The 14,401-nt window shown below is 68.5% G+C and carries 7 protein-coding genes and 4 pseudogenes; 7 read left to right on the plus strand and 4 right to left on the minus strand.

All coding sequences use genetic code 11. The annotated features are described in order from the left end of the window. The first annotated feature begins 34 nt into the window (after nt 1–34). Together M2437_RS19290 and M2437_RS19295 are read left to right on the plus strand one after the other, a co-directional pair. Nucleotides 35–1,369 (plus strand): bifunctional 2-C-methyl-D-erythritol 4-phosphate cytidylyltransferase/2-C-methyl-D-erythritol 2,4-cyclodiphosphate synthase, encoded by a 1,335-nt coding sequence (locus M2437_RS19290; protein WP_253388401.1) that lies wholly within the window; start codon nt 35–37, stop codon nt 1,367–1,369. Further along, the gene (locus tag M2437_RS19295; protein ID WP_253388402.1) at nt 1,366–1,893 is read left to right on the plus strand and encodes a CinA family protein; all 528 of its coding nucleotides are present in this window, start codon (nt 1,366–1,368) and stop codon (nt 1,891–1,893) included. Before M2437_RS19290 ends, M2437_RS19295 begins: the two co-directional genes overlap by 4 nt. A 148-nt stretch (nt 1,894–2,041) precedes the next feature. On the opposite strand, the pseudogene M2437_RS19300 reads toward M2437_RS19295, so the two are convergent. From M2437_RS19300 to M2437_RS19310, 3 genes and pseudogenes are all read right to left on the minus strand, one after another. Then, nucleotides 2,042–4,286 (minus strand): annotated as a pseudogene (locus M2437_RS19300) (xanthine dehydrogenase family protein molybdopterin-binding subunit). After that, nucleotides 4,279–5,328, minus strand: coding sequence for an FAD binding domain-containing protein (locus M2437_RS19305; RefSeq protein ID WP_253388404.1), 1,050 nt, complete (start codon nt 5,326–5,328; stop codon nt 4,279–4,281). Before M2437_RS19305 ends, M2437_RS19300 begins: the two are co-directional and overlap by 8 nt. After that, on the minus strand, nt 5,325–5,822 hold the full coding sequence (locus M2437_RS19310) for a (2Fe-2S)-binding protein (RefSeq protein ID WP_012254165.1): 498 nt from the start codon (nt 5,820–5,822) through the stop codon (nt 5,325–5,327). Before M2437_RS19310 ends, M2437_RS19305 begins: the two co-directional genes overlap by 4 nt. A gap of 1,004 nt (nt 5,823–6,826) precedes the next feature. Here M2437_RS19310 and M2437_RS19315 point away from each other — a divergent pair. From M2437_RS19315 to M2437_RS19330, 4 genes and pseudogenes are all read left to right on the plus strand, one after another. Continuing rightward, nucleotides 6,827–8,615 (plus strand): annotated as a pseudogene (locus M2437_RS19315) (ABC transporter ATP-binding protein). After that, nucleotides 8,612–8,950: a low molecular weight protein tyrosine phosphatase family protein gene (locus tag M2437_RS19320; protein WP_253388406.1), complete on the plus strand. Its 339-nt coding sequence runs from the start codon at nt 8,612–8,614 to the stop codon at nt 8,948–8,950. The pseudogene M2437_RS19315 and the gene M2437_RS19320 overlap by 4 nt, the downstream one beginning before the upstream one ends. Nucleotides 8,951–9,116: 166 nt before the next feature. After that, the gene (locus M2437_RS19325; protein ID WP_253388407.1) at nt 9,117–11,270 is read left to right on the plus strand and encodes a tetratricopeptide repeat protein; all 2,154 of its coding nucleotides are present in this window, start codon (nt 9,117–9,119) and stop codon (nt 11,268–11,270) included. 159 nt (nt 11,271–11,429) lie between these two features. Then, nucleotides 11,430–12,652: pseudogene (locus M2437_RS19330) on the plus strand (IS3 family transposase). Nucleotides 12,653–12,773: 121 nt separating this feature from the next. On the opposite strand, the pseudogene ocd reads toward M2437_RS19330, so the two are convergent. Next, a pseudogene (gene ocd / locus M2437_RS19335) lies at nt 12,774–13,806 on the minus strand (ornithine cyclodeaminase). Between the two features lie 130 nt (nt 13,807–13,936). Between ocd and M2437_RS19340 the strand changes: the two are divergent. Beyond that, nucleotides 13,937–14,362, plus strand: coding sequence for an Lrp/AsnC family transcriptional regulator (locus tag M2437_RS19340; RefSeq protein ID WP_003597425.1), 426 nt, complete (start codon nt 13,937–13,939; stop codon nt 14,360–14,362). Nucleotides 14,363–14,401: the final 39 nt, after the last annotated feature.

Here is a 14,401-nt window from a genome sequence, read left to right on the forward strand (position 1 = left end):
TCCATCCCCAGATGATTTCCATTCGAGGCCCAGCATGTCCGACCAAGCCGCGCGGCCGCCTGGGCAAGAGTCGGGGAATAAATCGGTGGCGGCGGTCGTGGTCGCGGCCGGCAAGGGGCTGCGCGTCGGCGGCGACTTACCCAAGCAATATCGCCGCGTCGGCGGCCGGGCCGTCCTGACGCGGACGCTTGCGGCGCTCGCGCAATCGCCTCGCATCACCCGCATCCAGCCGGTGATCGCGCCGGATGCGCAGGACTTCTATCGCGAATGCCTCGCCGATCTCGAGCCGGCCCATCGTGAAAAGCTCGCCGAGCCAGTGCCGGGCGGGGCGACGCGCCAGCAATCGGTGGCGGCCGGGCTCGAAGGGCTCGCCCGCTCGGGCGCGCCCGACCTCGTGCTCGTTCACGACGCGGCGCGGCCCTTCGTGGACGAGGCGCTGATTGCCCGCGCGGTCGCGGCCGGCTCCGAGCACGGCGCATCGGTGCCGGGAATTGCGGTCTCCGACACGATCAAGCTCGTGGAAGAGATCGCGCCGGGTATCGGCCGTGTCCACGAAACCCCGGCGCGCGAAAATCTCCGCGCGGTGCAGACGCCGCAGAGCTTCCGTTTCGGTCTGCTTCTCGACGCGCATCGCCGGGCGGTGACCGAGGGCCGCGACGGCTTCACCGATGACGGGGCGCTCGCTGAATGGGCCGGGCTGCCGGTCGTGGTGTTCGAAGGCGACGCCCGCAACCGCAAGATCACCCAGGCCGCGGACCTGATCGAGGCCGACCGGGCATTCTCCGGACGGGCTTTCTCTGAACCTGCGGCCGCGATATCGGATGACACCATGACCACTTACGTAACCCGCCTCGGCACCGGCTTCGACGTCCACGCCTTCACGGAGGGCGACCATGTCTGGCTCGGCGGCGTCAAGATCCCCGCCGACCGCGGCGTGCTCGCCCACTCCGATGGCGACGTGGCGCTGCACGCCCTCACCGACGCGCTGCTCGGCGCCATCGCCGACGGCGACATCGGCACGCACTTCCCGCCCTCGGACGAGAAGTGGCGCGGCGCGGCCTCCGATCAGTTCCTGGCCCATGCCTGCGAGCTGGTGCGGGCGCGCGGCGGCAAGATTGACCATCTCGACATCACGGTTTTGGCGGAAGCCCCGCGTATCGGCCAGCACCGCGAGGCGATCCGCGCCCGCATCGCCGAGATCGCGGGCGTGCCGCTCTCCTCGGTGTCGATCAAGGCGACCACAACCGAGAAGCTCGGCTTCGTCGGCCGCGCCGAGGGCCTCGCCGCCCAAGCCGCCGCGACGGTGCGGCTGCCCGAGGTCTGTGCGGAGCTGGAGACCGAGGCGGAGACCAACGAGCGCCGTTCGTGATCGAAGACGCCGCGTTGCTGGCCCGCGCCGAGGCGCTGGTGCGGGCCTATGCGGCGGCGGGCAAACGCATCGCGACCGCCGAGTCCTGCACCGGCGGTCTCGTCGCCGGGCTGCTCACGGCGGTGCCCGGTTCCTCGGCGGTGGTGGAGCGCGGCTTCGTCACCTATTCCAACGAGGCAAAGGCTGAGGCGATCGGCGTGCCGATGGACCTCATCGCGGCGCATGGCGCAGTGAGCGAGCCGGTGGCCCGCGCCATGGCGGACGGCGCGCTCGCAGCGGCACACGCGGACGTGGCGGTCTCCGTCACCGGCATTGCCGGGCCGGGCGGCGGCAGCGACGCCAAGCCGGTCGGCCTCGTGCATTTCGGACTCGCCGTGAAGGACGGTCCCACCCGCCACGCCGAGCGGCGTTTCGGCGATCCGGGCCGGGCCGAGATCCGGCGGCTGGCGGTGGCGGAGGCGCTGACGCTTCTGGAATCCGTCGATTTGCATCGCCCCGGCACGCCATCAGGCGAAACCATCTGATCCCACTTCTCCCATCCTGACCCTCATCCTGAGGTGCGCCGCGAAGCGGAGCCTCGAAGGATCATCCAGGGATCGCGCGGGATCTGGAGGATCCTTCGAGGCCGCTTCGCGGCACCTCAGGATGAGGGCGGTGTCTTGGAAGCGCCGATCATCCCAACAGCCGGTCCAGCGTGATCGGCGTCTTGCGCACCCTGATCCCCGTCGCATGATAGACCGCGTTGGCGATGGCGCCCGCCGTCCCGGTGATGCCGATCTCGCCGACACCCTTGATGCCGAGCGGGTTCACGTGCGGGTCGTGCTCGTCGACGAGGATCGCCTTGATCGACGGCACGTCGGCGTTCACGGGCACGTGGTACTCGCCGAGATTGGCGTTCATCACCCGGCCCGAGCGGGGATCGACCACGGCGTTTTCGTGGAGCGCGAAGGACACGCCCCAGATCATGCCGCCGTAATACTGGCTCGTGACGAGGCGCGGATTGACGATTCGGCCGGCGGCGAAGGCGCCGACGAGGCGGGTGACGCGGATCTGGCCGAGATCGGGGTCGACACTGACCTCGGCGAAGACCGCGCCGTGGGCGTGCATCGCGTAGGCCTCGCGCGCCGCCGGATCGGGGGCGCCCTGCCCTTGCGCCGAGATCGAGGCGCGGCCGGCCCGGTTCAAGATCTCGGTGAACGACTCGCTGCGTCCCTCGTCGTCCCGTCGCACCAGCCGGCCGCCGCGAGCGTAGACGCCGGCATTGCCGGCGCCATAGAGGGCCGAGCGCTCGTCGTTGGTCGCGAGGTCGGCAAGTTGCGCCAGCACCGCGGCAGCGGCGGAATGGATCGCAGTGCCGGCGGTGGCGGTGTGGGCCGAGCCGCCGGCAATGCCGGCATTCGGCAGGTCCGACGTGCCGCTCTGGAAATCGAGCTGCGAAAGGTCGATCCCGAGACCGTCGGCGGCGATCTGCGCCAGCGCGGTCCAGGCGCCCTGCCCCATGTCGTGGGCGCCGAGCGCGACTGTGCCGGTGCCGTCGGCGCGAATCTCGGCCCGCGCCCTCCGCCTGCATCATCAGGGCCGGGAACAGGGCCGTGCCCATGCCGTAGCCGACGAGGCGCCCGGCGGAATCGCGCATCAATCGAGGCGCCGGAGCGCGCTTGTCCCAGCCGAAGCGGGCGGCACCTTGGGCATAGCATTCGCGCAGGGCCTTCGAGGAAAACGGCCGGCCCGAGATCGGCTCGTCCTCGGCGTAGTTCCTCAGGCGAAATTCGAGCGGGTCGAGACCGCAGGCTTCCGCCATCTCATCGATCGCGCCCTCCAGGGCGACGCTGCCCGAAGCCTCGCCGGGCGCGCGCATGAAGAGCGGCGTGCCGGTGTCGACCCGCACGCCGGAATGGCGCGTCGAGACCGCGGGCGCGGCGTAGAGGTAGCGGGAGATGGCGCTGGCCGGCTCGTAGAAGTCGTCGAACCGGCTCGTCGCCGTCAGCGTGTGGTGGTCGAGGGCGGTGAGCGCGCCCGACGCATCGGTGCCGAGGCGCAGCGTCTGGCGCGTCTCGGCGCGGTGGCCGACAGGGCCGAACATCTGCTCCCGACGCAGCACGAGCTTCACCGGCTGTCCGACGAGTTTGGCCGCCATCACGCCGAGTATCTGCGGCCCGGAGAGAAAACCCTTCGAGCCGAAGCCGCCGCCGAGAAAGGGAGAGCGGACGAGGATGTTCTTCGGGTTGAGCCCGAACAGGCCGGCGAGCCGCATCTTGGCCATGGCGAGCCCTTGGCTCGGCGTGTCGACGATCAGCCGGTCACCGTCCCACTGCGCCACGATGGCGTGGGGTTCGAGCGCGTTGTGATACTGCGCCGGTGTCTCGTAGGTCGCCTCGACCCGGCGCTCGGCCTGTCCCAGCCCGGCCTCGACATCGCCGCGCGACACGATCGCCTTGTCGCCGGCACCGACGCCCTCGGGCTCCTGCGGATCCTCGGCGTCGAGCCCGATACGCGGCGAATCCACCTCGTAGCGCGGGGCCAGCAGCTCGGCACCCTCGGTCGCAGCCTCCAGCGTCTCGGCGATCACCACCGCGATCGGCTGGTGCGCGTAGCGGACGCGGTCGTTCTGCAGCAGATCGAGCCGGAACATGAAGGGGTTGTCCTTCGCGTCCGGGTCCTGGGCGAGCCGCGGCGCGTTGGCGCCCGTCATCACCTCGACCACGCCGGGATGGGCCTTGGCCGCCGCAACGTCGAGATGGGCCACCCGGCCGCGGGCGATGCGGCTCACCGCCACCACCGCGTGGAGCAAGCCCTCCGGCCGGTTGTCGGCGGCGTAGGTCGCCTGCCCGGTGACCTTCAGAAGACCGTCGCGGCGGGTGAGCGGCTGGCCGATGCTCGACCCGTGCCGGGCCTGCTCGTAGGCGATGTCAGGCATGGAGCGCGTCTCCCGAGAAGGCGGAGGCCGGAAGCGCCGGCATGCGCTCCGGGGTGCCGGCGGCGGCAAGGGTCAGCGCCCGTACGATCAGTCGGCGGGCCAGCTCGATCTTGTAGGCGTTGTCGCCGGACGGCAGAGCCTCGGCCAGGGCCGCATCCGCCGCCTCACGAAAACGCCGCTCGCTCAGTTCCGCGCCGGCCAGCACCGCCTCGGCGGCGCGGGCGCGCCAGGGCTTGAGCGCGACGCCGCCCAGCGCGATCCGCGCCTCGTCGATCCGCCCGCCCTCAAGCCGCAGCGAGGCTGCTGCCGAGACCACAGCGAAGGCGTAGGAGGTGCGGTCGCGGACCTTGAGGTAGCGGGAATGCCCGGCAAAACCCGCGGCGTCCGCCGGCAGGCGCAGGGCGACGATGAGGTCGCCGGGTTCGAGCACTGTCTCCCGGTCCGGCCGGTCGTCCGGCAAACGGTAGAGCGCGTCGAGCGGCACCTCGCGGGCGCCGGCTCTGCCCTCGATCTCGACGGTGGCGTCGAGTGAGACCAGGGGTACGCAGAAGTCGGAGGGGTGGGTGGCGATGCAGTGCTCGCTCCAGCCGAGCACGGCGTGGAGCCGCGTCTCGCCGCCGCGCGCCTCACAGCCGGCGCCGGGATCGCGTTTGTTGCAGGCGCTGGCCGGGTCATAGAAGTAGGGGCAGCGGGTCCGCTGCAGCAGGTTACCAGCCACGGTCGCCGCATTGCGCAGTTGCGCCGAGGCCCCCGAGAGAAGGGCTTCCGCCACGGCGGGGTGCGCTTTCGAGACGTGCGGATCGTAGGCGAGGTCGCTGTTGCGCACGAGCGCACCGATGCGGACGCCCGCATCCGGCAAGTGCTCGATCCGGTCGAGGCCGGGCAGATGTGTGACATCCACGAGGCGGCCGGGACGGGTGATGCCGCCCTTCATGAGGTCGAGTAGATTGGTACCGGCCGCGAGATAGGCCGCGCCCGGTTCGGCGGCTGCGGCGACGGCTTCGGCGACGCTGCCGGGGCGGACATAGTCGAAGCGGTTCACGCAGCCTCTCCCTGATCGACGCCGGCACTGCGGGCCTGGGCGTCGAGCACGGCCTCGGTGATGCCGATATAGGCGCCGCAACGGCAGAGATTGCCGCTCATCCCCTCGCGCACCCGCTCAGGATCATCGCCGGCATGGCCCTCGCGGATCAGCCCGACGGCGCTCATGATCTGCCCCGGCGTGCAGAAGCCGCACTGGAAGCCGTCATGCTCGATGAAGGCGGCCTGCACCGGGTGAAGCTGCTCGCCCACCGCCAAGCCTTCGATGGTCAGAACCTCGGCCCCGTCCAGGCTCACGGCGAGCGCGAGGCAGGAATTGATCCGCCGCCCGTTCAGCAGAACGGTACAGGCGCCGCATTGGCCCCGGTCGCAGCCCTTCTTCGAGCCGGTGAGGCCGAGCCGTTCACGAAGGAGATCGAGGAGGGTGACGCGCGGATCGTCGAGTTCGATCGCGCGCGGTTCACCGTTGACGGTCAGCGTCAGACGAAACGTCATGCGGAGACGGCTCCCGGGGCTCGCATCCTGTCTGGAAGCGTTTCAATTAGCCCGGCCGTTACGCGCGACCAGGGGATGCGACGGAACCGACCGTCACGCTCGCCTCAGCAAACTCGATGCCACTCATCTTGGGGGGCCGCAGCAGCGAGCGGCCTAGGCCAGCCTGCCCAGCGCATGGGCGCTCAGGCGGAACAGCGCGGCAATGAGCGGCTGGGCGGAGTCTGCGTCAGCGTGGTCACGGGTCTGGAGGGCGAGGTCCGGTTCGGTCGGTGCCTCGTAGGGGGCCGAATGGTGCTCAGGCCTGCTTCCGTCAGTGCGCAGTCGACCGCATCGGCGATGGTCGATTGGCCGGCGCCGATAGACCCATCATCCACGCGATGGCCGGCCACCGTCCCATTTGCGCCGAACGTCTCTCACGCGGTTGCAGCGGCTATCAGGTCAGGTTCGACGAGAGACCTGCGGATAGCGTCATCGTCACTCCAACTCGTCATCTCGAGCGGTGCCCTCGGTGATGACGAATCGCCTTTGGCGCTGCTGTCGGCCTGCTTGCTGCGCGCTGTCTTCGTATCGACTTTGGCACCGACGGGATCTGCTGTGCCATTCCGGCCCGAGAATGCCGTGAGACAGGTGGAGTCGCAAAGCGCGAAGTTGTCGGGACAACAGACCAGCGGTGCGCGCCTTCACGGACTTCGCCGGTGCCGCTCTCAGCCAAGTCATACACTGGGGCGGACCTGTATCAGACGTTGCGAATCGGAACCCCGTTCGGTATCGGTCGAACCGGTCGCGTTCGAACAGGGAGACGCAGCATGGTTGTCGGCATCGTCTTCCGTGGTGCAGGAATCGCTGTAGCGCCTGCCGGAATCGCTTAGGCGCATTCCCCCGCCGCTCGGCCTGACGGCCCTCGCAGCTCACGCACCCTCCCCGATCTGACCTCGCCGGACCGCGCGATCTAATCCGCGGCGCCCGCGTCTTTCGGAGCCGACGCTTCGTCGTCGGGCACTGCCATGTCCCTGTCTTCTCCCCGGCGCGCGGACGTTGTCCGCCGCGTCCTTGCCTTCGTTGTCCGTGGCTGGCGTCGGCGCCTCGGCCTCGTCTCCGCCCTCGTGGCCGCGATCACGCTCGCCACTTTGGCCGACGTGATGCTGCCGCTCTATGCCGGGCGCCTCGTCGATGCCCTCGCCGGTGCCGAGCGCCGCGCCGCACTCCAGGCCGCACTGCCGGCTTTCGCCGTCATGACCGCGCTGAGCCTCGCGACGGTGCTGTTGCGCCACGTCGCCTGGAGCCTCGTGGTGCCGCTGACGCTCGGCACGATGTCCGACATCGCGAGCCAGAGCTTCGCACGCGTCCAGCGCTTCTCGACCGAGTGGCACGCCAACTCTTTCTCCGGCTCGACCGTGCGCAAGATCTCGCGCGGGATGTGGGCGCTCGACGGGCTCAACGACGTTCTGCTGCTCTCGATCCTGCCCTCCGTCGTCGTGCTCGCGGGCACGACCGTGGTGCTCGGCTTGCATTGGCCAGCAATGGGCGCGGTGATCGGGCTCGGCACGCTCGCCTATGTCGGCACCGCCGTGTTCCTGGCGACGCGGGTGATCGCCCCCGCGGCGACGCTCTCGAATGCCCTCGACACGCGGCTCGGCGGCGCGCTCAGTGATACGATCGGCAACAACGCGGTGGTGAAGGCGTTCGGCGCCGAAGCGCGAGAGGACGAGCGGCTCGCGCGCGTCCTGTCGAAGTGGCGGCGGCGCACCCGGCGCACCTGGATGATCGTGACGTGGAGCGGCACCCTTCAGCTCGGGCTGCTGCTGGCCTTCCGCAGCGCCATCGTCGCCACGGCCCTGTGGCTGTGGTGGCAGGGTCAGGCGAGCCCCGGCGAAGTCGCCTACGTGCTCACCACCTACTTCGTGGTGCACGGCTATCTCCGCGACATCGGCGGGCACATCAACCACCTGCAACGCTCGGTCAACGAGATGGAGGAACTGGTCGCCCTCGAAGCCGAGCCAGTCGGCGTCGCCGACCGTCCGGGCGCGGTGCCGCTCGCTGTGAGCGGCGGCGCGATCCGCTTCGACGCCGTGCGCTTCCACTACGGCACCCACGGCACGCCACTCTATGACGGGCTGTCGGTGACGATTCCCGCCGGCCAGCGCGTCGGCCTCGTCGGGCGTTCCGGATCGGGCAAGACGACCTTCGTCAAGCTGATCCAGCGGCTCTACGACGTGAGCGGCGGGCAGGTGCTCATCGACGGGCAGGATGTGGCGAGAGCCACGCAGGCGAGCCTGCGGGCGCAGGTCGCCATCGTCCCGCAGGAGCCGGTGCTGTTCCACCGCTCGCTCGCCGAGAACATCGCCTATGCCCGGCCCGGGGCCTCGCCCGAAGAGATCGAGCGGGCGGCGCGGCTCGCCAACGCGCACGACTTCATCGCGCGGCTGCCGAAGGGTTACGCCACGCTGGTGGGCGAGCGCGGCGTCAAGCTCTCCGGGGGCGAGCGGCAGCGGGTGGCCCTGGCCCGTGCCTTCCTCGCGGATGCGCCGATCCTGATCCTGGACGAGGCGACGTCCAGCCTCGATTCGGAATCGGAGGCGCTGGTGCAGGAGGCGATGGAGCGGCGTGATGCGCGGGCGCACCGCCATCGTCATCGCCCACCGTCTCTCGACGGTGCGCGCCCTCGACCGCATCCTCGTGTTCGACCGGGGCCGCATCGTTGAGGACGGGGCGCATGCCGCGCTGATGCGGCGCCCGAACGGGGCCTACCGCACCCTGTTCGAGCGGCAATCGGAGCTGGCGGAGAACGCGTGAGGATCCTGTTCGTCTGCGGCCGGGCCCGCGCCCGCAGCCCGACCGCCGAGCAGGTGTTTTCGCGATGGCCCGGCCTGGAGACGGCTTCGGCGGGTGTCTCGGACGACGCGGACGAGCCCCTGGAGGCCGATCACCTCGCCTGGGCCGAGACCATCGTGGTGATGGAGCGCGCGCATCGTCTCAAGCTGATGCGCCGCTTCGGGCCGGCGCTCCGGCACGCCCGGATCGTCTGCCTCGATGTGCGCGACGACTACGCCGTCATGGAGCCGGCGCTGGTGCGCCTGCTCGAAGCGCGGGCGGGGCGATTCCTGCCGCCCGGAAGTAAGCCCGGTTGAGACTCGCCCACCGAACCCGCGCCGCGCTTTCGTCGCCGGAGCGCGAACATGAGGCGCGGAGGCCCAGGGCCTGGGTCGGTCTCGCGGCGGCGTGAATGAGAGCCGATGTTAACAATTTGTTGAGCATAAAGTCCCTACCCTTCTGCCTTCTCAAGGAGCGTCGGGCATGCGCGAACATCGCAAATCGCGGACGATCGAGCACGCTCACGCCGCGGATTCGGTCGAGCGCACCCTCGCCAAGGCCATCGCCCACCGTACCGCCGGACGTTATGATAAAGCCCGCCGCAACCTTCAGCGCGCGCTGGACGTGGCGCCGCATCACGCGGGCACGCACCACGAACTCGGCCTCCTCACCAGCAAAGCGGACGGACCCGGACCGGCGGTCCCGCATTTCGTCGCCGCCCTGAGGGCTGAGCCCGAGCAGCCGCGCTATTGGCTCGCTCTGGCGGTGACGCTCCTCGTGCTGAACCGGCTCGACGAGGCGCGTGCCCTGATGGTGCAATTCCGCAGCCGCGACATCGCCGACGATGCATCGCGCGCGATCCTCAAGGATTTCGCCGACCATGCCTTCGCGCGCGGACAGGAGCGCTACAGCGCGGGCGACCTCGCCGCCGCAGAAACTCTGGCTGACCTCGTTATCGGCCTGGACGAAACCCACGCCAACGCAACCCATCTCGCGGGCGCCATCGCCGCGGGGAAGGGCCGACACCAGCAGGCGTTCGACCTGTTCAGCATCGCGATCTACCGCGAGCCCGACAACGCCGGCTATTTCAGCAGCCTCGGCGCCGTCCTGATCGCGATGGGCGACTACACCGGCGCCGTCTCGGCTCTGGAGCGGGCAGTCGCCCTCAATCCCAACCTCGCGATCGCGCATTCGAACCTGTCCGGTGTCTATCAGCGCGTCAGCCATCACAGCGCGGCCGTGACCCATGCGCGGCGTGCCGTCGTGCTCGATCCCGGTCTCTCCAATGCACACAACAATCTCGGTTGCAGCCTGAAGAGTCTCGGCCACTTGCCCGAGGCGCTCGCGAGTTTCGACAGGGCGCTCACGACCGATCCGACGCACATCACCGCCCATTCCAACCGGCTGTTCACCAAGCTCTATGCCGAGGGCGTTCCGCACGCCGACTACGCGGCCGACGCGCGCAGCTTCGGCGCACGCTTCGCCGACCCGCTGCTGCGCAGGCGCCCCTTCGCCAACGATCGTGATCCCGAACGCCGTCTACGGATTGGATTCGTTTCGGGCGACCTCTGCACCCACGCCGTCGCCCGCTTCATCGAGCCGTTCCTGCGCCACCTAGATCGGACGCAGTTCGAGGCGCGCGCCTACATGACCCAGGCAGCGGAAGACGCCGTTTCGGCCCACCTGCGGACTCTGTTCGATGGTTGGCACAACATCACCGGCCTCAACGACGACGAGGCCGCCGACCTCATCGAGTCGGAAAACATCGACATCCTTGTCGATCTGTCCGGCCACAGCGCCGGCCACCGGCTGCTCGTTTTCGCCCGCAAGCCGGCGCCAGTTCAGGTCACGTGGATAGGGCACCCGGCGACCACGGGCCTGCGCACCATGGATTACCGCCTGACCGATGCCCGTCTCGACGTGCCCGGCCAGACCGAGAGCCTGCACACGGAGACGGTATGGCGGCTGCCGGGTGTCTCCGCCACTTACGAGGCACATCACGACATCCCGCCCGTGCGGGAGCGACCGCCCTTTGAAGACAACGGCTTCATCACCTTCGGTGTCATGAACCGCTTCGAGAAAATCAGCGACGGCGCGTTCAAGACCTGGGCTGCCATTCTGCAGGCGCTTCCCAACGCGCGTCTGTTCATGGTCGTGGCCGATGTGGAGACGGCCATCATTCGGGAACAGGTCAATGCACGCCTGTCGATGGCCGGGATACCGCTCGACCGGGTGCGGCTGCATCCCCGCGTTACGGCGACATACTTCAACCTTTACTACGAGTTCGACATCGCCCTTGATTCGTTCCCCTACAACGGTGGGACAACGAGTTGCGATACGCTTTGTATGGGCGTCCCCTTCATCGCGCTGCGGGGCAGCTACGCGGTCTCGCGGGTCGGTTCATCGCTACTGGAGGCGATCGGACTGGAAGAACTCGTGGGCGACACGCCCGAGGATTATGCGACCCACGCGCTGGAACTCGCACGCGATCCGGATCGCCTCCGCGCCATCCGCTCGAACCTGCGCGAGCGCATGTTCGCCGGTCCGGTCATGGACCATGCGCGCTTCGCGCGGGACGTGGGCGACGCTTTCCGCTCCATGTGGAAAGGCTGGCTCAAGACGCACCGCTCCGCGTGAGCCCGGTGCGGTCTCGAGTCTTTTGCGTGGATGATTTTGTTGACCAGCGCTTGAGCGGCGCCATTGAAAGCCGTCCCCAAGTCTCATTCGGAGCTGGTCTGCCCCCTGAAAAGTGGTCCTCCCTGAAGTAGGCTCCCGAGCCATTGGAGGATGCAGAGAATGCCGAGGAAGAAGCCGAGCCCGGAAGAGATCGTCGCCAAGCTGCGGCAGGTGGACGTTCTCGTGTCGCAAAGTCGCCCTGTTGCTGAAGCGGTGCGCACGATCGGCGTGACGAGCTTCACCTAATATCGCTGGCGCAAGGAGTCTGGGGGCTGAAGTTCGACCAGGTGAAGCGGCTGAAGGAGTTGGAGAAGGAGAACGAGCGGCTGCGCAAGGCGGTCTCCGATCTGACGCTCGAGAAGCTGATCCTTAAAGAGGCCGCCTCGGGAAACTGGTGAGCCCCGCCCGCCGTCGCCAATGCATCGAGCACGTCATGAAGAAGCATGGCGTAAAGGAGCGTTTGGCGTGCCGGGTCCTGGGGCAGCACCGGTCAACACAGCGCAAGGCGCCCAAGGGGCGAGCCGACGATGCGGCGCCGACGGCCGACATCATCGAGCTGGCGACGCAGTATGGACGCTATGAATATCCCCTTGGCCGGCAGGCGATTGCTCGCAATCGCCGAGAGGCGTCGGATCACGGCCTTGCTTCGCGAGGCTGGCTGGCTCGTCAACGTGAAGCGGGTGGAGCGCATCTGGCGGCAGGAAGGTCTGAAGGTGCCGGCCAAGCAGCCCAAGCGAGGTCGGCTCTGGCTGAACGATGGTTCGTGCGTTCGGCTTCTGCCTGAGCGGCCCAACCATGTCTGGTCCTACGACTTCGTGGAGGATCGCACCCACAACGGCCGCAAGTTCCGCATGCTGAACGTGATCGACGAGTTCACCCGCGAGTGCCTTTGTATCCGCGTCGACCGGAAGCTGAGATCCTCGGACGTCATCGACGTTCTGTCGGACCTCTTCATCCTGCGCGGCTTGCCGGGCCACATCCGTTCCGACAACGGTCCGGAGTTCATCGCCAAGGCGGTGCGCAAATGGATCGCCGCGGTCGGCAGCAAAACCGCCTACATCACGCCAGGCTCACCCTGGGAGAATGGGTACGTCGAGAGCTTCAACGCTCGTCTACGCGACGAATTCCTGAATGGCGAGATCTTCTACACACTCAAGGAGGCGCAGATCGTGATCGAAGGCTGGAGGCGTCACTACAACGGCGTGCGCCCACATGCATCGCTGGGATACCGGCCGCCGGCACCAGAGGTGTTCGTGCCAGCGTTCTCCGCTTGGCCGGCTGCGCTCGCCCGACCAACTCCACCGGCCAAGCTACTCGTGGTGGAGCGGCCTACCGCGCACTAACTTTACCCTTGGACCACAGCGTGGAGGCCGATCAGCACAGCGTCTTAGGCCGCTGAATTCTGTCGCCAGAGCGTCGGACGGCTTCCCGTCCGACGCGCCACCGACTCTCTGCACGCGTCTGTTACGCTGCTTTCTCGAACCCGATGCCCGGTGAAAAGACCGACCCGAACAGATCCTTCGGGTCCTTCGGCTCGGGGATGAGGTCCAAGCCTGGTCCGGAGCCGGCGATGGCCCGCAGGCAGCGCAGGGCCGAAAAGTCTTCCAGCGCGAAGCCGACCGAGTCGAACAGGGTGATCTCGTCCCGGCCGACGCGGCCCGGCGCGTCGCCGCGCAGCACGCGCCACAATTCGGTGACGGGATAGTCCGCGGGCATCTGCTGGATCTCGCCCTCGATGCGCGATTGCGGCTCGTATTCCACGATCGTGCGGGCACGTGCCACGATGTCGGCGTGCAACTCGGTCTTGCCGGGGCAATCGCCGCCGATGGCGTTGAGATGCTGGCCCGGCTCGACGAGGTCGGGGGTGAGGATCGTGGCGCGGGTCTTATCGGCGGTCGCCGTGGTCACGATGTCGGCGCCGGCCACCGCCTCACCGATGGAATGGGCACAGACGAGCCGCAATCCATGGCCCTCGAGGTTGGCCCGCGCCTTCACCATCGCCGCTGGATCGACGTCGAACAGCCGGATCTCGCTGATGCCGAGTGCCAGCTTGAAAGCGAGGGCCTGGAACTCGGCCTGCGCGCCGGTGCCGATCAGTGCCATGGAGCGGCTCTCGGGCCCGAGCGAGACGGGAGGCCGCGAGTGCCGAGGTCGCCGCCGTGCGCAACGCCGTCAGCAGGCTCATCTCGCAGATCAGCAGCGGATAACCCGTCGCTACGTCGGCGAGCATGCCGAAGGCGACGACCGTCTGCTTGCCGAGACGGGTATTGCCGGGATGACCGTTGACGAACTTGAAGCTGTAGAGCTGCGCGTCCGCGATCGGCATCAGCTCGATCACCCCACCGGCCGAGTGGCTCGCGAGGCGCGGGGCGAGATCGAACTCGGGCCAGCGCAGGAAATCGGCGCGCAATTCGTCGATGAGGCGACGCAGGATCGGCTCCGGTCCCTCCCGGCGTAGCAGAGCCGCCATTTCACCACTACCAATATAACGCGTCACGTCCGTCTCCCGAATCTTGCGTGGCGCAAGCATGGCTGAGACGAGCGGACAATCGACAGCCGCTGAAATGCGCGATCGGGGCAGACAATCGACCGATCTGCTAAGCTCGGCTGCTCGAAGTGGGAAGGCCATGCTCGACGCGACCGATCGTCAGCTCATCGCCCTGCTGCGCACCGAGGCGCGGATGCCGGTGGCCAAGCTCGCGGCGGCGCTCGGCGTCACGCGGGCGACGGTGCGGGCCCGGCTCGACCGTCTGGTGACCTCCGGAATCATCACCGGCTTCACCGTCACGGTGCGGGACGTGGAGCCCGGAGGCGTGCGGGCGGTGACGCTGATCGAGGTGGATGGGCGCCATGCCGAGAGCGTGATCCGCCGCCTGTCCGGCCTGCCGGAGATCCGGGCGCTTCACACCACCAATGGCCGCTGGGATATCGTCGCCGAGATCGAGGTGCCGACGCTCGGCGATTTCGACGCGCTGCTGCGCACGATTCGTCAGTTCGAGGGAATCGCCAATTCCGAGACCAGCATCCTGCTCGCGGCCCGGAAGGGCGGATGAGCCAGGGGCACCTCGTGTGACGCTCGATCATGCATCGTT

The sequence above is a fragment of the Methylorubrum pseudosasae genome, from assembly GCF_029504475.1.
Lineage (GTDB): Bacteria > Pseudomonadota > Alphaproteobacteria > Rhizobiales > Beijerinckiaceae > Methylobacterium > Methylobacterium extorquens.